The 17,079-nt window shown below is 70.2% G+C and carries 18 protein-coding genes; 9 read left to right on the top strand and 9 right to left on the bottom strand.

Annotated features, from left to right (window positions below; translation table 11 throughout):
* The first annotated feature begins 226 nt into the window (after positions 1 to 226).
* The 3 genes from ACF1AL_RS32860 (at position 227) to ACF1AL_RS32850 (ending at position 2,855) form a co-directional block, all read left to right on the top strand.
* Positions 227 to 1,132, top strand: coding sequence for a LysR family transcriptional regulator (locus ACF1AL_RS32860; RefSeq protein ID WP_391702258.1), 906 nt, complete (start codon positions 227 to 229; stop codon positions 1,130 to 1,132).
* 144 nt (positions 1,133 to 1,276) lie between these two features.
* Positions 1,277 to 1,759, top strand: coding sequence for an NUDIX domain-containing protein (locus ACF1AL_RS32855; RefSeq protein ID WP_384201253.1), 483 nt, complete (start codon positions 1,277 to 1,279; stop codon positions 1,757 to 1,759).
* Positions 1,760 to 1,988: 229 nt separating this feature from the next.
* Positions 1,989 to 2,855, top strand: coding sequence for a GNAT family N-acetyltransferase (locus ACF1AL_RS32850; protein ID WP_391828423.1), 867 nt, complete (start codon positions 1,989 to 1,991; stop codon positions 2,853 to 2,855).
* Positions 2,856 to 2,952: 97 nt separating this feature from the next.
* On the opposite strand, the gene ACF1AL_RS32845 is transcribed toward ACF1AL_RS32850, so the two are convergent.
* Together ACF1AL_RS32845 and ACF1AL_RS32840 are read right to left on the bottom strand one after the other, a co-directional pair.
* Positions 2,953 to 3,375: a heme-binding protein gene (locus ACF1AL_RS32845; RefSeq protein ID WP_391828421.1), complete on the bottom strand. Its 423-nt coding sequence runs from the start codon at positions 3,373 to 3,375 to the stop codon at positions 2,953 to 2,955.
* A 74-nt stretch (positions 3,376 to 3,449) separates the two neighbouring features.
* Positions 3,450 to 4,658: an MFS transporter gene (locus tag ACF1AL_RS32840; protein ID WP_391702252.1), complete on the bottom strand. Its 1,209-nt coding sequence runs from the start codon at positions 4,656 to 4,658 to the stop codon at positions 3,450 to 3,452.
* Positions 4,659 to 4,805: 147 nt separating this feature from the next.
* Between ACF1AL_RS32840 and ACF1AL_RS32835 the strand changes: the two genes are divergently transcribed.
* Together ACF1AL_RS32835 and ACF1AL_RS32830 are read left to right on the top strand one after the other, a co-directional pair.
* Complete coding sequence (locus ACF1AL_RS32835; protein WP_366835167.1) at positions 4,806 to 5,273, top strand: MarR family transcriptional regulator; 468 nt, start codon at positions 4,806 to 4,808, stop codon at positions 5,271 to 5,273.
* A gap of 9 nt (positions 5,274 to 5,282) precedes the next feature.
* A complete protein-coding gene (locus ACF1AL_RS32830; RefSeq protein ID WP_391828419.1) occupies positions 5,283 to 5,735 on the top strand; it encodes a GNAT family N-acetyltransferase in 453 nt (150 codons plus the stop codon).
* Positions 5,736 to 5,803: 68 nt separating this feature from the next.
* On the opposite strand, the gene ACF1AL_RS32825 is transcribed toward ACF1AL_RS32830, so the two are convergent.
* Together ACF1AL_RS32825 and dnaB are read right to left on the bottom strand one after the other, a co-directional pair.
* On the bottom strand, positions 5,804 to 7,189 hold the full coding sequence (locus ACF1AL_RS32825; protein ID WP_391828417.1) for a serine hydrolase domain-containing protein: 1,386 nt from the start codon (positions 7,187 to 7,189) through the stop codon (positions 5,804 to 5,806).
* Positions 7,190 to 7,262: 73 nt separating this feature from the next.
* The gene (gene dnaB / locus ACF1AL_RS32820; RefSeq protein WP_391828415.1) at positions 7,263 to 8,741 is read right to left on the bottom strand and encodes a replicative DNA helicase; all 1,479 of its coding nucleotides are present in this window, start codon (positions 8,739 to 8,741) and stop codon (positions 7,263 to 7,265) included.
* A gap of 460 nt (positions 8,742 to 9,201) precedes the next feature.
* Here dnaB and ACF1AL_RS32815 point away from each other — a divergent pair, with 460 nt between their 5' ends.
* A complete protein-coding gene (locus ACF1AL_RS32815; RefSeq protein WP_384201269.1) occupies positions 9,202 to 10,539 on the top strand; it encodes an MATE family efflux transporter in 1,338 nt (445 codons plus the stop codon).
* 150 nt (positions 10,540 to 10,689) lie between these two features.
* On the opposite strand, the gene rplI is transcribed toward ACF1AL_RS32815, so the two are convergent.
* The 4 genes from rplI to rpsF form a co-directional block, all read right to left on the bottom strand.
* Positions 10,690 to 11,136, bottom strand: coding sequence for a 50S ribosomal protein L9 (gene rplI, locus ACF1AL_RS32810; RefSeq protein ID WP_366835172.1), 447 nt, complete (start codon positions 11,134 to 11,136; stop codon positions 10,690 to 10,692).
* Positions 11,137 to 11,154: 18 nt separating this feature from the next.
* Complete coding sequence (gene rpsR, locus ACF1AL_RS32805) at positions 11,155 to 11,391, bottom strand: 30S ribosomal protein S18 (protein WP_003949403.1); 237 nt, start codon at positions 11,389 to 11,391, stop codon at positions 11,155 to 11,157.
* Positions 11,392 to 11,472: 81 nt separating this feature from the next.
* A complete protein-coding gene (locus ACF1AL_RS32800; RefSeq protein ID WP_384201273.1) occupies positions 11,473 to 12,054 on the bottom strand; it encodes a single-stranded DNA-binding protein in 582 nt (193 codons plus the stop codon).
* Between the two features lie 74 nt (positions 12,055 to 12,128).
* The gene (gene rpsF / locus ACF1AL_RS32795) at positions 12,129 to 12,419 is read right to left on the bottom strand and encodes a 30S ribosomal protein S6 (protein WP_009189556.1); all 291 of its coding nucleotides are present in this window, start codon (positions 12,417 to 12,419) and stop codon (positions 12,129 to 12,131) included.
* A 276-nt stretch (positions 12,420 to 12,695) separates the two neighbouring features.
* On the opposite strand from rpsF, the gene ACF1AL_RS32790 reads away from it, so the two are divergent.
* From ACF1AL_RS32790 to ACF1AL_RS32780, 3 genes are all read left to right on the top strand, one after another.
* A complete protein-coding gene (locus tag ACF1AL_RS32790; RefSeq protein ID WP_366835174.1) occupies positions 12,696 to 13,010 on the top strand; it encodes a hypothetical protein in 315 nt (104 codons plus the stop codon).
* A 170-nt stretch (positions 13,011 to 13,180) separates the two neighbouring features.
* A complete protein-coding gene (gene femX, locus ACF1AL_RS32785; protein WP_366835175.1) occupies positions 13,181 to 14,302 on the top strand; it encodes a peptidoglycan bridge formation glycyltransferase FemX in 1,122 nt (373 codons plus the stop codon).
* Positions 14,303 to 14,396: 94 nt separating this feature from the next.
* On the top strand, positions 14,397 to 15,428 hold the full coding sequence (locus ACF1AL_RS32780; protein ID WP_366835176.1) for an alanine racemase: 1,032 nt from the start codon (positions 14,397 to 14,399) through the stop codon (positions 15,426 to 15,428).
* A gap of 81 nt (positions 15,429 to 15,509) precedes the next feature.
* On the opposite strand, the gene ACF1AL_RS32775 is transcribed toward ACF1AL_RS32780, so the two are convergent.
* Positions 15,510 to 17,012 carry a glycosyltransferase family 87 protein gene (locus ACF1AL_RS32775; protein ID WP_391828413.1) on the bottom strand — a complete coding sequence of 501 codons (1,503 nt, stop codon included), beginning with the start codon at positions 17,010 to 17,012 and terminating at the stop codon, positions 15,510 to 15,512.
* Positions 17,013 to 17,079 lie beyond the last annotated feature (67 nt).

Below are 17,079 nucleotides of genomic sequence, written 5' to 3'. Positions count from 1 at the left end.
CGCCCGGACATCTGCAGGAGGTCCGGCTACGCAAGACGGACGGTCCGAGCCTCCCCCCTCGTGGCTCGGACCGTCCGCGGTTCCGCGCGCGAAGAACCGTGCGAACCAGGCTAGTTGACTCTGTGTCAGTGTCCAATCACCGTAGCGACAGAGACCTATCGACATATTTATAGTGGGGCGCGCTGCCGGGGACCCCGAACAGACGGCGAGAGGGGGAGGGCACGCCATGGATCTGGCCTTGCTGCGCACCTTCGTCACCGTGCACCGCGCGGGTTCCTTCACGCGGGCCGCCGCGCTGCTCGGCCTGTCCCAGCCCGCCGTGACCTCGCAGATCCGGACCCTGGAGCGGCAGCTCGGCCGCCCTCTCTTCCTGCGTCAGGCCCGGGGCGTGACCCCGACGACCATCGGCGACGAGCTGGCGCACAAGGCGGCCCCGCATCTGGACGCCCTGGTGGAGATCGCCGAGACGGGACTGGACGAGGAGTCCTCCTTACGGAGTCTGCATCTGGCCGGGCCTCCCGAGTTCACCGCCGAGCGCGCCCTGCCGGCCCTGGCGGAGCTGACCGGCGAGGACGGACAGGGCCTGGCGCTGCGCGCGTCCTTCGGCACCGCCGAGGAAGCGCTCGACGGTCTGGCGGCCGGCCATCACGATCTCGCCATCACCACCGCCCGGCCGCGCGGCCCCCTGCTCACCGCGACCACGCTCTGCGACGAGGAACACGTCCTGATCGCGGCCCCCCACTGGGCCGAACGCCTCGGCCCGGACGCAGTGTGCCGCAAGGGCGCCTTGGCCCTGGAGGGCCTGCCCGTCGTCGAGGTCCACGAGTCGCTCCCCTTTGTCTCCCGCTACTGGGCCTCCGTCTTCGATGCCCGTCCCGCCACCTCCGGCGCGGTCATCGTTCCCGACCTGCGCGCGGTCCTCGCCTGTACGGCGACGGGGGCGGGGCTCGCCGTCCTGCCCCGGTACCTGTGTGCGAGCGCCCTGGACCGGGGGGAGGTCGTGGCGCTGCACCATCCGGCGGTGCCTCCGCTGCGGACCTACTTCCTGGTGGTGCGTACCGGCACCCTGGCCCTGCCGCATATAGCGCGGGCCCATGAGCGTCTCCAGCAGGCGGCCGTCGACTGGTCCTGAGGCTGTCCGGACGGGTCATGCGGGACGCGGCATGCAGCACGCGCCATGCGTCACCGTACGGCGCCGGTTGGTCACGGTTCGCCATGTTTCACGTGAAACCAGCGGGGATGTTTCATGCGGAACGCGCCGGGCCACATTTCTCCCATGACCGTCCGACCCGTGGTCAAGCGCACCGCCCGCGCCGTCCTTCTGGACGGTGACGATCTCATCCTGATCAAGCGCACGAAGCCCGGCGTGGATCCCTACTGGGTGACGCCCGGCGGCGGCGTCGAGCCGGAAGACCCGACCGTCGTGCACGCCCTGCACCGCGAGGTGTACGAGGAACTCGGAGCCAAGATCGCCGACGTGGTGCCGTGCTTCGTGGACACGGTGGAGCACATCGGCGAGGACGGTGGTGCCACCGGTGTGAAGGTGCAGCACTTCTTCGTCTGCCGTCTGGAGTCCATGGACCCCTCCCTCCGGCACGGCCCCGAGGTCGATGCGCCGGCCGGCGAGTACGAGATCGTCCGGGTGCCGTTCACCCGTGTGGGCATCGCCTCCGTGCACCTCGTTCCGCTGTCGTTGCGGCACTACCTCGACGGCAACATCGAAGGGGTCCGCGCGATGCACGCCCCGGACCTGGGCTGAGGAGACCTGGGCTCAGGAGACCCGCGCCGTCCGTTGATGAAGACATCCACGCCGCCTGTTGGCGAGGAGATCCACGCCTGCCGTTTCACGTGAAACATCGGCGGGCTGTCGCCGAGCTGTCTCCAGGACCACATCGGGCTGTCCACCGGACCACGACATGGCCAAAAGCGCGTACGTGTGCTGTGAAACAGGTGGACGGCAGGGCCCCCCGTCCGACAGCCTGACCTGCGTGCCGACTGTTTCCCTCGCCGCTCTGCCCATCCGTCGTCTGACCCTGCGCGACCTCGACGCCTGCGCGAACCTGTCCGAGAACCGTGGCTGGCCCCGGGAGGAACACAAGTGGGGATTCCTCCTCACCGCGGGCACGGGCTACGGCATCGACGATCCTGACGGCGGCCTCGTCAGCGCCTGCGTCGTCACCGAGTACGGAACACGGGAACGCCCCGCGCTCGCCGCCATCGGCATGGTGCTCGTCGCCGGACGCCACGCCCGTCAGGGAGTCGGGCGCCGAATGATGCGGCACGTCCTTGCGCAACAGGGCACCACCCCACTGACCCTGCACGCCACCCCGAACGGCCGGCCGCTCTACGAGGAGCTGGGCTTCAAGACGACGGGCCGGGCGGAGATGCTCCGCGGCCACCTCACGGCGGACGACGCAGAGGTGGCCGTGGCGACGCGGGCGGCGACGGCGGAAGATCTGCCGGCCATCCTCCGCCTCGACGAGGAGGTGTTCGGCGCCGATCGCACCCACATCGTGACCCGGCTGCCCGCCTTCGCCGACCAGTTGCGTGTCGCCGAGGAGGACGGCCGGATCATCGGTTACGCGGCCGCCTGGCCGAACATGGACACCCATGTGGTGGGCCCGCTGATCGCCCGGGACACCCGCACGGCGAAGGCGCTGATGGCCTCCCTCGCCGCCCACACCGACCGGCCCCTGCGCACCGACATCGACGTGCGCCACGAGGAGCTGCTGAGCTGGGCGAAGGAGCACGGGATGGCGTCCGTCGCGTTCAACGCCGTCATGACCCACGGCATCACCGAACTGCCGGGTGACTGGAGCCGGCGGTTCGCCCCGGTGACGGTGGCCGCGGGCTGACCTCCGCGCGCCCGGGAGGGCAGACGACAGCGCCGGTCCCGGGAAGGGACCGGCGCTGTGGCGTGGGGGCGACGCTGCAGGGCCGACGCGGCTGCCGTCAGGCCAGCGTGGCGACGGCCGCGGTGGCGAACGCGTGGTCCTGCTCCGGCGCACCGCCGCCGACTCCGATGGCACCGATCAGCCGACCGTCACGGTGGACGGGGACGCCGCCCGCGATGAACAGCAGCGGCCGGTCGAGCGCGGTGGGCAGGGTGTGGAAGAGGCCACCGGGCTGCACGGCGTCGACCAGGTCGGCGGTGGGGGTGTCGAGCTGGAGCGCGGTGTAGGCCTTGCGGGTGCTGGTCTCCCCCGAGATCAGTACGGCCCGGTCGTCCCGCCGGAAGGCGAGGAGGTGGCCGCCGGCGTCCAGGACGGTGACGCTCACGGTGACGCCCGCGGCCTCGGCGGCCTGGTGGGCGGCGGCGACGAGGGTCTCGGCGTCCTGGATGGCCAGGGGGGACACGGCGGTGGTGGTGCTCACGAGGTTCTCCTTGATGAGGGGTGGTGCGGTGGTGCGGGGGAGCCGCGCTCGCGTGCGCTGCTCCCGGGAACGGGTCAGTGGTGGACGGCGGTGCGCTGCTCGGCCGGCACCGAGGCGGCGATCACGGCGCTGGGACTGTCGGCCCGGCGCTCGAGGGCGGCCGAGAGCAGGGCGAGCAGCAGGGCGGCCGCGGCGAGGACGGCGCCGACCCAGTTCGGGGCGGTGTAGCCGAGCCCGGCCGAGATCACGAGTCCGCCGAGCCAGGCGGACAGGGCGTTGCCCAGGTTGAAGGCGCCGATGTTCACCGCCGAGGCCAGCGTGGGGGCTCCGTGGGCCTGGTCGAGGACGCGCTTCTGCAGCGGCGGGACGGTGGCGAAGCCGAGCGCGCCGATCAGGGCGATGGTGACGGCCGCGAGGATCTTGTGGTGCGCGGTGAGCGTGAAGAGGGCCAGCACCACGGCCAGGGCGCCCAGGGAGACGTACAGCATGGGCATCAGGGCGCGGTCGGCGAACCTGCCGCCGACGAGGTTGCCGCCGACCATGCCGAGACCGAACAGGACGAGCAGCCAGGTGACCGAGCCGTCGGCGAAGCCGGCGACGTGCGTCATCATCGGCGCGATGTAGGTGATGGCCGCGAAGACGCCGCCGAAGCCGAGGACGGTCATCGCCATCGCGAGCAGGACCTGGACGTTCTTGAAGGCGGCCAGCTCGTGGCGCAGGTGGACGCCCTCCGGCTTGGGCATCTCGGGGACGAGCTTGGCGATGCCGAGCAGGCCGACGACGCCGAGGACGGCGACGATGGCGAAGGTGACGCGCCAGCCGACGGTCTGACCGACGAGGGTGCCGAGCGGCACGCCGACGACATTGGCGACGGTCAGGCCGGTGAACATCATGGCGATGGCGCCGGCCTTCTTGTCGGGGGCGACCAGTTCGGCCGCGACGACCGAGCCGATGCCGAAGAAGGCGCCGTGGGCCAGTGAGGCGACGACACGGCCGAGGAACATGACCGCGAAGACGGGGGCGACGGCGGAGAGCAGATTGCCGGCGATGAACAGGGCCATCAGCAGCATCAGCATCCGCTTGCGGGGGATCTTGGTGCCGAGGACGGTCATCAGCGGCGCGCCGAACATGACGCCGAGCGCGTAGCCGGTGACCAGGAAGCCGGCCGTCGGGATGGAGACCCCGAAGTCGCCCGCGACCTCGGGCAGCAAGCCCATGATCACGAACTCGGTCGTTCCGATTCCGAAGGCCCCGATCGCGAGGGCCAGAAGCGCGAGAGGCATGGCGGGGGTACTACCTTCCCAGACGATTGCAGGTGCGCTTTGCGTGCGTCCACAATAGTTGCAGACGCGGGATACTTGCAAGCGCGCTCTATTGCGCCGCTGCCCTATCCTGGACAGCAGCCGCTCCGGGACGGGAGGAACACGCCGATGACAGCGACCGACCCCGCGCTCACCGCCCTCGCTCAGGGCTGGTGCGCGCTCTCTCTGCTGCACGGGAGGATCGAGGCGCACATCGAGCGCGCCCTGCAGACGCGGCACGAGCTCAGCGTGCGGGAGTACTCCCTGCTCGACGTGCTCAGCCGGCAGCACGACGGAGACGGCGGGCATCTGCAGATGAAGCAGGTCGCCGACGCCGTCGTCCTCAGTCAGAGCGCCACCACCCGGCTGGTCACCCGGCTCGAGGACCGGGGCCTGCTGGAGCGCTACCTGTGCCCCACCGACCGTCGTGGCATCTACACCAACGTCACGGAGGCCGGCCTGAAGCTCCTGGAGGAGGCCCGGCCCACCAACGACGCCGCGCTGCGCGAAGCGCTCGACGAGGCCGCGAAGAACCCGGAGCTCGCCCCGCTGGTACACGCCGTGGAGACCCTGAAGGCCCCGGTCGCCGCAGCGTAGGGTGCGGCCATGGGAGATCTTGAGATACGCCCCGCCGTCCCCGACGACGTCCCTGCCATCGTCGGCATGCTCGCGGACGACCCGCTGGGCGCACAGCGCGAATCGCCCGACGACCTCCAGCCGTACCTGACCGCGTTCGAGCGCATCACCACGGACCCGAACCAGCGCCTGGTCGTCGCCGTCCGCGAGGGCCGCGTCGTCGGCACCCTGCAGCTGACGATCATCCCCGGCCTCTCACGGCGCGGGGCCACCCGGTCGATCATCGAAGCGGTGCGCATCCATGCCGATGAGCGCGGCGGTGGCCTGGGCACGCGGTTCATCGAGTGGGCGGTGGAGGAATCCCGGCGCCTGGGCTGCCAACTGGTACAGCTGACCTCGGACAAGAGCCGGACGGATGCCCACCGGTTCTACGAACGGCTCGGGTTCGAGGCCTCGCACCTGGGCTTCAAGCTGTCGCTGTGACACAGGCGCCGTGACGCCACGAGGGGGCCTGTTTCACGTGAAACAGGCCCCCTCGTCCTGTGAGCGGGTCAGCCGACGCCCCGCCACCCCTGCGGATCGACACCGCCCGGCACCTCGGCGTTCCCGTCGTACGGCAGGCGCGTGAACACGAACGAGCCGAGGTCCAGGTGGTCGACGGAGCCGTCCGGGCGTCGCACGGCCCGCAGGACCTCCCCGGCGTAATAGCCCTCCAGCCCGGTCCAGGTGCCGTCACCGTTCGGGCGGAAGCGCGAGCGCCGGCCGGTGCCCGTGAGGGGTTCCAGCGACACCAGTCCGTCGGCCGTCAGCCGCAGCCCATAGCCCTGTGTCCCCCAGTACCAGGGCCCAGCCAGCTCCAGCACCGCCGGATCGGCCTCGCGCAGCGGGCGCCAGGGGTCCGGGAAACGCGGTTCGGCCTCCGCGACGATCCCCACCAGTTCCGCGGCCACGGTGGTCACCGCAGGCCCGGACGTGCAGTTGGCCAGGACGACGGCGGCGAGGTCGTCCTCCACGCTGAACACGAGACCGGCGAGGAAGCCGGGAAGCGACCCGGAGTGCCCGGCCAGCAGCCGCCCCTCGTGGTGCCGGACCTCCAGACCGAGCCCGTAGGCGTAGCCGCCGGCCACGTCCGCCGCCTCGGCGGGCGCCGCGGGCGTCCGCATCTCCCGCAGGGACGCCGCTTTGAGCACCCGGTCGTCACCCCGCGCGAGGAAGGCGGCGAAGCGCGCCAGGTCGCCCGTGGTGGACCACAGTTGGCCCGCGGGGGCCATCCGGCCGAGGTCCTCCGCCGGCTCGGGCAGCAGCACATCCGCCCAGGGATGCACCGCCCAGCCCCCGGCATGCGGCGTACTCGGGCGCACATCGGTGCGATGCAGGCCCAGGGGTTCGAGCACTTCGCGCCGCAGTACCTGCTCCCAGGGCTCGCCCCGCACCTCCTCGACCAGCGCCCCGAGCAGCGTGAACCCCGGATTGGAGTAGTGGAACCGCTGTCCGACCGGGTGCCGCAGCGGCTGCTCCCCCAGGACGTCGGCGAGTTCGGGGCGCAGCGACGCCGGGGTGCGCTCCCACCACGGAGCCGGTGACTCTGCCGCCAAACCCGCGGTGTGCGCGAGCAGGTCACGGATCGTCACCTCCCCCACGCCGGTCCCGGGCAGGTGCTTCTCCAGCGGGTCACCGAGGTCGAGCAGCCCCTCGTCCCGCAGCCGCAGCACCAGGACCGCCGTGAACGTCTTGGTGATCGAGCCGATCCGGTACTGCACGTTCTCGTCGGGCCCGTGGCCGTCGACCGACGTACGGGCACCGTGCCAGACCGTCCGCCCGTCGCGGACGACGGCCGCGACGAGCGAGGGGGCCCGTCCGTCCGCCTGGGCCACGGCGATCCGGTGCAGCAGGGCGCGCCGGGTGGCGGGCAGCAGCTCTTCGTGAGATGTCGTCATACGCCCCAGTCCACCTGCCCGGGCCGCCCGCGTCGACCGCATTTGGCCGCAGACGGCACGGTCCGCCGCAACGTCAGGTCTGGGCCATGTCCACGAAGCGCGAGTAGTGGCCCTGGAAGGCGACCGTGATGGTCGCCGTCGGGCCGTTACGGTGCTTGGCCACGATCAGGTCGGCCTCGCCCGCGCGCGGCGACTCCTTCTCGTAGGCGTCCTCGCGGTGCAGCAGGATGACCATGTCGGCGTCCTGCTCGATGGAGCCGGACTCACGCAGGTCCGAGACCATCGGCTTCTTGTCGGTGCGCTGCTCGGGGCCACGGTTGAGCTGCGACAGCGCGATGACGGGGATCTCCAGCTCCTTGGCCAGCAGCTTGAGGTTACGGGACATGTCCGACACCTCCTGCTGGCGGCTCTCGGCGCGCTTGGAGCCGCCGGACTGCATCAGCTGGAGGTAGTCGATGACGACGAGCCGGAGGTCGTTGCGCTGCTTGAGGCGGCGGCACTTGGCGCGGATCTCCATCATCGACAGGTTCGGGGAGTCGTCGATGTAGAGCGGTGCGGCGGAGACGTCCGGCATCCGGCGGGCCAGGCGCGTCCAGTCCTCGTCGGTCATCGTGCCGGAGCGCATGTGGTGCAGCGCGACACGGGCCTCCGCGGACAGCAGGCGCATCGCGATCTCGTTGCGCCCCATTTCGAGGGAGAAGATCACGCTCGGCAGGTTGTGCTTGATCGCCGCGGCGCGGGCGAAGTCCAGCGCGAGGGTGGACTTACCCATGGCGGGGCGGGCCGCGATGACGATCATCTGGCCGGGGTGCAGACCGTTGGTGAGCGAGTCGAAGTCGGTGAAGCCCGTGGGCACGCCCGTCATCTCACCGCTGCGCGAGCCGATCGCCTCGATCTCGTCGAGTGCGCCCTCCATGATGTCGCCGAGCGGGAGGTAGTCCTCGCTGGTGCGCTGCTCGGTGACGGCGTAGATCTCGGCCTGGGCGCGGTTGACGATCTCGTCGACGTCGTCGTCGGCCGCGTATCCCATCTGGGTGATGCGCGTGCCCGCCTCGACCAGACGGCGCAGGACCGCGCGCTCGTGCACGATCTCGGCGTAGTACTCGGCGTTGGCCGCCGTCGGCACGGTCTGGACGAGGGTGTGCAGATACGATGCGCCGCCGACCTTGTTGATCTCACCCCGCTTGGTGAGCTCGGCGGCGATGGTGATGGGGTCGGCCGGCTCGCCCCGGGCGTAGACGTCGAGGATCGCCTGGAAGATGGTCTCGTGGGCCGGCTTGTAGAAGTCGTGGCCCTTGAGGATCTCCACGACGTCCGCGATCGCGTCCTTGGACAGCAGCATGCCGCCGAGGACGGACTGCTCGGCCTCGAGGTCCTGGGGCGGGACGCGCTCGAACGTCGTGCCGCCGCCGTCCCACTCCCCGCTGTCCCGGCCGCGGTCGTGCTGCTCCTCGCGGACCCGGCCGCCGTCGCCGCGCCGACGGGAGGCGGGCAGACGATCACTGGGGCTGCTGTCGGCCCACGGGTCGTCCAAGGGCTCGGAAATGCTCACCGAGCCACCTCCTCCCGTCCGCCGAGCGGACCTCGCCGTGCCCCTCTTTTCTAGGGCACGGCACTGACAAACCGAGAGGCCCGACTCCGTTTGTGGTGCGCCGGTTTTGTGGCGGTTCTGCCACCGGCGGACGGAGCGGGCGCCGGACAACGGTAGGCCCCTCGGGGGCGTCAGCCAATCTGGTTATCCACAGGCCATGTGGACGACGGGCCCGATGCTGTGGAGAACCTTGCCAAACCTGTGCACGACCCGGTGGACAGCACTGTGAACAAGCTCGCTCCCTCTCCGCGAGGACGCCTGTGACCTGCGGTTTCACCGTCCACGGGCTGTGCAGAAGAAAAACTTCCCCAGTCGGCCCAAGATCGCTTCGAACACTGCGCGCGAATGTGCCCATCCCCGAGAGAAGTAAGGGTCAGTATCACATTGCATCTCTTACCTGTGGACGACTAGATTAGTGCACATGACACAGGCTCCCGCGACCCCCAGGGCCACCCGCCGCCGGCACGACCGAGAGATCGTCGCGCTGGCCGTTCCGGCCTTCGGCGCCCTCGTCGCCGAGCCCCTCTTCGTCATGGCCGACAGTGCCATCGTCGGCCACCTCGGCACGGCCCAGCTCGCCGGACTCGGTGTGGCCTCGGCCCTTCTCACCACGGCCGTGAGCGTCTTCGTCTTCCTCGCCTACGCGACCACGGCCGCCGTCGCCCGCCGCGTGGGCGCCGGTGACCTCCCGGCCGCCATCCGGCAGGGCATGGACGGCATCTGGCTCGCCGTCCTGATCGGCGCGGCCGTCATCGCCGCCGTCCTCCCCCTGGCACCGGCGATCGTCGACCTCTTCGGCGCGTCGTCCACCGCCGCACCGTACGCCACCACCTATCTGCGGATCTCCGCTCTCGGCATCCCGGCCATGCTGGTGGTGCTCGCCTCGACCGGTGTGCTGCGAGGACTGCAGGACACCAGGACACCGCTCTACGTCGCCGTCGCCGGTTTCATCGCCAACGCCGCCCTGAACGCGGTCCTCGTCTACGGGGCCGGCCTCGGTATCGCCGGATCCGCCTGGGGCACGGTCATCGCCCAGTGCGGCATGGCCGCCGTCTACCTCACGGTGGTCGTCCGCGGGGCCCGCCGGCACGGCGCCTCCCTGCGTCCCGATGTCACGGGCATCCGCGCCTCGGCGCAAGCCGGCGTCCCGCTGCTGGTGCGCACGCTTTCCCTGCGCGCCATCCTGATGATCGCCACCGCGGTGGCCGCACGCCTGGGCGACGCCGACATCGCCGCCCACCAGATCATCCTGTCCCTGTGGAGCCTGCTCGCCTTCGCCCTCGACGCCATCGCCATCGCGGGGCAGGCCATCATCGGCCGCTATCTCGGCGCGGGCGACACCGACGGTGCGCGCGCCGCCTGCCGGCGCATGGTCGAGTGGGGCATCGCGGTCGGTGTCGTGCTCGGGGCCCTGGTGGTGCTCACCCGGCCGCTTTTTCTGCCCCTGTTCACGAGCGACTCCTCGGTGACGGACACCGCGCTGCCCGCCCTGCTGATCGTGGCTCTCTCGCAGCCGATCTCCGGCATCGTCTTCGTCCTGGACGGCGTCCTGATGGGCGCCGGTGACGGCCCCTACCTCGCCGGGGCGATGCTGCTGACCCTGGCGGTCTTCACCCCGGTGGCCCTGCTGGTCCCGACGCTGGGCGGTGGGCTGACCGCCCTGTGGGCCGCGATGGCGCTGATGATGACCGTGCGCTTGCTGACCCTGTGGCTGCGCGCCCGCTCGGGCCGCTGGCTGGTGACGGGCGCGACCCGCTGACCCGGACGTCTCTCCGTTTCACGTGAAACAACGGCGACGCCACCAATTCTCGTTTCACGTGAAACACCCCGCCTCAGGGCATGCGAAAGGGGCCGCACCTCACGGGTGCGGCCCCTTTCACTGGCTCAAGCGAGCGCAGCGATCACGCGGTCAGGCCGCGATGACCTCGATGTTGACCTTGGCGGCAACCTCGGGGTGCAGACGCACGGACGTCTCGTGGGCGCCCAGGGTCTTGATCGGCGCGCCGAGCTCGATGCGACGCTTGTCCACGTCGGGACCGCCGGCGGCCTTGATCGCGGAGGCGATGTCGGCCGGGGTGACGGAACCGAACAGGCGGCCGGCGTCGCCGGAGCGGACGGCCAGACGGACCTTCACACCCTCGAGCTGGGCCTTGATCTGGTTGGCCTGCTCGATGGTCTGGATCTCGTGGATCTTGCGAGCACGACGGATCTGCTCGACGTCCTTCTCGCCACCCTTGGTCCAGCGGATAGCGAACTTCCGCGGGATCAGGTAGTTGCGAGCGTAACCGTCCTTGACGTCGACGACGTCGCCCGCGGCACCGAGGCCGGAGACCTCGTGGGTGAGGATGATCTTCATGAGTCGGTCACCCTTCCCTTAGCGCGCGGTGGACGTGTAGGGCAGCAGCGCCATCTCACGGCTGTTCTTGACGGCCGTGGCGACGTCACGCTGGTGCTGCGTGCAGTTGCCGGTCACGCGGCGGGCACGGATCTTGCCGCGGTCGGAAATGAACTTCCGCAGCATGTTCGTGTCCTTGTAGTCCACGTACGTGACCTTGTCCTTGCAGAAAGCGCAGACCTTCTTCTTAGGCTTGCGCACAGGCGGCTTCGCCATGGTGTTTCTCCTGTGTGATCAAGAAGTGTGGGTACGACCCACCCTCGACCGGGACCGGCCCGCAGGACCGGGCCGCACGGTCTAGAAGGGGGGCTCGTCCGAGTAGCCGCCACCGCCGCCGGAGCCGCCGCCCCAGCCGCCGCCACCCTGGTTGCCACCGGCGGGAGCGCCGGTCGCCCAGGGGTCGTCGGCCGGAGCGCCGCCACCCTGCTGGCCGCCGCCGGGGCCGCCGCCCCAGCCGCCGCCACCCTGGCCGCCACCGCCGCCGTAACCGCCCTGGCCACCGCGGGCACCGCCACCGGCGGTCTTGGTGACCTTGGCCGTGGCGTTGCGCAGGCTGGGGCCGACCTCGTCGACGTCCAGCTCGAAGACCGTGCGCTTGACGCCCTCGCGGTCCTCATAGGACCGCTGCTTCAGCCGGCCCTGCACGATGACGCGCATGCCTCGCTGGAGCGACTCGGCGACGTTCTCCGCCGCCTGACGCCAGACCGAGCAGGTCAGGAACAGGCTCTCGCCGTCCTTCCACTCGTTCGTCTGGCGGTCGAAGGTGCGGGGAGTGGACGCGACACGGAACTTCGCGACCGCCGCACCGGAGGGGGTGAAGCGCAGCTCGGGGTCGTCGACAAGATTGCCGATGACCGTGATGACGGTCTCGCCTGCCATGGGGGAACCTCTCGGCGGGTTTGCTGGCTGCTGGTGGTGCTGCTCGGAATCCCGAGATCAGCTGAGCGGGAGGCTCAGTGGGTCTCGGGGCGGAGGACCTTGGTCCGGAGGACCGACTCGTTCAGGTTCATCTGCCGGTCGAGCTCCTTGACGACCGCGGGCTCGGCCTGCAGGTCGATGACCGAGTAGATGCCCTCGGGCTTCTTCTTGATCTCGTACGCGAGACGACGACGGCCCCAGGTGTCGACCTTCTCGACCTTTCCGCCACCGTCACGGACGACAGAAAGGAAGTTCTCGATCAGCGGGGAGACAGAGCGCTCCTCGAGATCGGGGTCGAGGATGACCATCACCTCGTAGTGACGCATGTGGAACCCACCTCCTTTGGACTCAGCGGCCACGGTCGTTCCGTGGCAGGAGGGTTGTGATGCGTACGCAACGGTATCGGCCACCACTGACAATCGTCGGTCGGGCGGCACAATCGCCCTGGCCCGTCTCGAAGCGGCCTGGGCAGACACCGGTGCAGACGTTACAGACTACCTGCACACCCGCTTCCGGTTGAAATCCGGCCGGAGGGACAGACAATCTGTACACATCGGGTGTGTATGGCGCTACGATGCGCCGTCTTCCGCAGGAGGTGCCCTATGGCACAGGCATTGCGACCCAAGACCGCCTCCGGCCTGCTGGCCACGGACGGAAAGCCTCATCCCCTCCAGGACACGCTGCTCGTCGTCACCCTCGTCCTCGGCGTGCTGTCCTTCATCACCGCCCTGACCGCGGACAGCCTGCACCTGCTGAGCTCCTGGGCCGGCCTGGTGGGCCTCCTCTGCGGCGCCTTCGGCCAGTGGATCTCGGTGACGACCCGCGAGCGCTTCGGCATGGTCGTGGGCATGGGCGCGTCCGGCGTCGGCTTCTTCCTGGGGATGGCGAACGGCGGTCTGTTCGGCGGCCTCTTCTGACCCGACCCGACACCTCCCACCCTTCCGACCACGGGACTCACCCGGCCGCCGCGCGGCCGGGCGAGATCTGCCGTGCGCCCAGCAGGGGCGCTCCGTGGGCGCAGTAGGCTTCGGCACCAGAGCCGGAGCCCCTGACCCATGGGGACACACCAGCCCGAGGAGCGCCCCGAATGAGCCTGACCCTGAGGACCATCAGTCGCGAGCAGCATCTGGCCTTCATCCAGAGCCTGCCGTCGGCGAGTCACATGCAGGTCCCGGCCTGGGCGGACGTGAAGGCGGAGTGGCGCTCGGAGAACCTCGGCTGGTTCGACGACCGCACCGGCGAGCTGGTCGGCGCGGGGCTCGTGCTGTACCGGCAGCTGCCCAAGATCAAGCGCTACCTCGCGTATCTGCCCGAGGGCCCGGTCATCAACTGGTTCGCGCCGAATCTGCAGGACTGGATCGAGCCGATGCTCGCCCATCTGAAGCAGCAGGGCGCCTTCTCGGTGAAGATGGGCCCGCCGGTGGTGATCCGGCGCTGGAACGCCGAAACCATCAAGAAGGGCATCCAGGACCAGGACGTGAAGCGGCTGCGCGACCTGGAGGCCGACTTCATCGAGCCACGCGCCTTCGAGGTGGCCGACAAGCTGCGCCGCATGGGCTGGCAGCAGGGCGAGGACGGCGGCGCCGGCTTCGGCGACGTCCAGCCCCGGTACGTCTTCCAGGTGCCGCTGGCGAACCGCTCCCTGGAAGAGGTCCACAAGAACTTCAACCAGCTGTGGCGCCGCAACATCAAGAAGGCGGAGAAGGCCGGCGTGGAGGTCGTCCAGGGCGGCTACCACGACCTGGAGGAGTGGCAGCGGCTGTACGAGATCACGGCCGTGCGCGACCACTTCCGGCCGCGCCCGCTGTCGTACTTCCAGCGCATGTGGTCGGCCCTCAACAGCGAGGACCCCAACCGCATGCGGCTGTACTTCGCCCGCCACAACGGCGTGAACCTGGCGGCGGCCACCATGCTGATCGTGGGCGGGCACGTCTGGTACTCCTACGGCGCCTCCGACAACATCGGCCGTGAGGTGCGGCCTTCCAACGCCATGCAGTGGCGGATGCTGCGCGACGCCTACGCGCTCGGCGCGACCGTGTACGACCTGCGCGGCATCTCCGACTCGCTGGACGAGACCGACCACCTCTTCGGCCTCATCCAGTTCAAGGTCGGCACCGGCGGCCAGGCGGCCGAGTACCTCGGCGAGTGGGACTTCCCGCTGAACAAGCTCCTGCACAAGGCGCTCGACATCTACATGTCGCGTCGCTGACCTCCCCCGCGGTGCCTCGGCACCTCCGGCGCACCGCGACTCCTCCGATCCACGCGGACACACCGCAGCCACGAGAAAGGTTCCAGGTCCGGCCATGGCGCTCACGCTCTACGTCGACACCGCGCGCTGGCGGGCGCACCACAAGCACGTGCAGGAGCAGTTCCCGGGTCTGGTCCCGGTCTGCAAGGGCAACGGCTATGGCTTCGGCCACGAGCGGCTGGCCGAGGAGGCCACGCGGCTCGGGGCCGACATGCTCGCCGTCGGCACGACGTACGAGGCCGCCCGGATCAAGGACTTCTTCAGCGGCGACCTGCTGGTGCTGACCCCCTACCGGCGCGGCGAGGAGCCCGTGCCGCTGCCCGACCGGGTGGTGCGCTCGGTCTCGTCCATCGACGGCGTGTACGGCCTGGTCGGCGCACGGGTGGTCATCGAGGTGATGTCCTCGATGAAGCGGCACGGCATCAGCGAGCAGGACCTGCCGCAGCTGCACGCCGCCATAGAGAACGTCCGCCTGGAGGGCTTCGCCATCCATCTGCCGCTGGACCGCACCGACGGCTCGGACGCCGTCGAGGAGGTCATCGGCTGGATGGACCGGCTGCGGGCGGCCCGCCTGCCGCTGCACACGATGTTCGTCAGCCACCTCAAGGCCGAGGAACTGCAGCGTCTGCAGCAGCAGTTCCCGCAGACCCGGTTCCGCGCGCGGATCGGCACGCGGCTGTGGCTGGGCGACCACGAGGCCACCGAGTACCGCGGCGCGGTCCTGGACGTCACCCGGGTCGCCAAGGGCGACCGCTTCGGCTACCGGCAGCAGAAGGCCGCGTCCGACGGCTTCCTGGTGGTCGTGGCCGGGGGCACCTCGCACGGCGTGGGTCTGGAGGCCCCGAAGGCGATGCACGGCGTCATGCCCCGGGCCAAGGGCGTCGCCCGCGCCGGTCTCGCCACGGTGAACCGGAACCTTTCTCCGTTCGTCTGGGGCGGCAAGCAGCGCTGGTTCGCCGAGCCGCCGCACATGCAGGTGTCCATCCTGTTCGTGCCCGCCGACGCGCCGGAGCCGAAGGTCGGCGAGGAACTGGTGGCCCATCTGCGGCACACCACCACGCAGTTCGACCGGATCGTGGACCGCTGATCCGGCACCGCTGACACCGAAGGCCGTACACGGAAGGACCCGTGTACGGCCTTTGTCGTACGGCACACGAGGGCCGTTCGCTCAGAGCGAACCCCCGGCCGGGTCACGTCCGTTGCCCCACTCCACCGGCGGAGTGTCGAAGTGGGCGGCGTGCCGCGGGGGATGAGCAGCGGCCCCGAGGACGAACACGTCCTCCGCTCCGTCGAGGACGCCGCCGGACGGGTCGTCGTCGCCGGCCCGGCGCACCACGTCCCGCTCCGGCATCAGGATGTCGCGCACCACCACGGCGCACAGGTACAGCGTCCCCAGCAGGTGCACGGCGATCGCCCAGTGGTAGCCGTCGGTGGGCAGCCCCTTGTGGGCATCTCCGCTGGTGGTGTACGCGAGGTACATCCAGATGCCGAGGAAGTACGCCACCTCGCACGCCTGCCAGATCAGGAAGTCCCGCCACTTGGGCCGGGCCAGCACCGCCAGCGGCACCAGCCACAGGACGTACTGCGGCGAGTAGACCTTGTTGGTCACGATGAACGCGGCGACGATCAGGAATGCCAGCTGGGCGAACCGGGGGCGGCGGGGGGCCGTGAAGGTGAGCACGGCGATGCCCACGCAGCACAACAGCATGAGCGCCGTGGCGAGGGTGTTGACGGTGTCCGTGCTCAGCGGGTGACTGGAGTTCTGGGCCATGATCAGCCAGAACGATCCGAAGTCGACGCCCCGCTCCTGGCTGAACCGGTAGAACTTCGACCAGCCCTCGAAGGCGAAGAGCATCACCGGCAGGTTCACCACGAGCCAGGACACGGCCGCGCCGCCGACGGCCTGCCCGAACTCCCGCCACTTGCCCGCGCGCCAGCACAGCACCAGCAGCGGGCCGAGCAGGAAGACCGGGTACAGCTTGGCGGCGGTGGCGAGCCCCAGCAGAACACCGAAGGCCGGCGCGCGGCCCCGCGACCACATCAGCATCGCGGCGGCGGTCAGGGCGACCGCGAGCAGGTCCCAGTTGATGGTGGCGGTGAGCAGGTAGGCGGGAGCGAGGGCGATGAGCAGTCCGTCCCACGGCCGGCGGGCGTGCGTGCGGGAGACGCAGACGGCGATGACCGCCGCGCAGACCATCAGCATTCCGGCGTTGACCATCCAGTACCACTGCTCCTGGTGCTGGATGTTGCCGCTGCCGGGCGTCAGCCAGGCCGCCACCTCCATGAAGACGCCGGTCAGCACCGGGTACTCGAGGTAGTCCATGTCGCCGGGCAGCTTGTCGAAGTACGGCACGAGTCCCTCGGCGAAGCCACGCCCCTGGTACAGGTGCGGGATGTCCGAGTAGCAGGCGTGCGTGTACTGCGAGCTGGCACCGAAGAACCAGGCGCCGTTGTAGCAGGGCGCCTTCTGCACCAGCCCGAGGGCGAACATGCCGATCGCCACGAGGGCGACGATCCGGACGGGCGTCCACCAGGAGGCCCCGATCAGGGCACGCCGTCCGAGCGGGCCGCCGATCAGCTCGCTGCCGGCCACGGCGACCTCGTCGTCCTTCGTCGGCCGCACCGGATCCGGCTCGTGCACGCTCGGCGGCGTCGATTCTGCACTGGGCATGGGGCACATCCTGCCGTACAAGGCTGGGAAAACGCCGAGGGCCGCCCCACCTGAGTCGGTGCGGCGG

Source organism: Streptomyces sp. NPDC014801, assembly GCF_043082085.1.
Lineage (GTDB): Bacteria > Actinomycetota > Actinomycetes > Streptomycetales > Streptomycetaceae > Streptomyces.
This window is presented reverse-complemented; position numbering and strand designations above follow the sequence as displayed.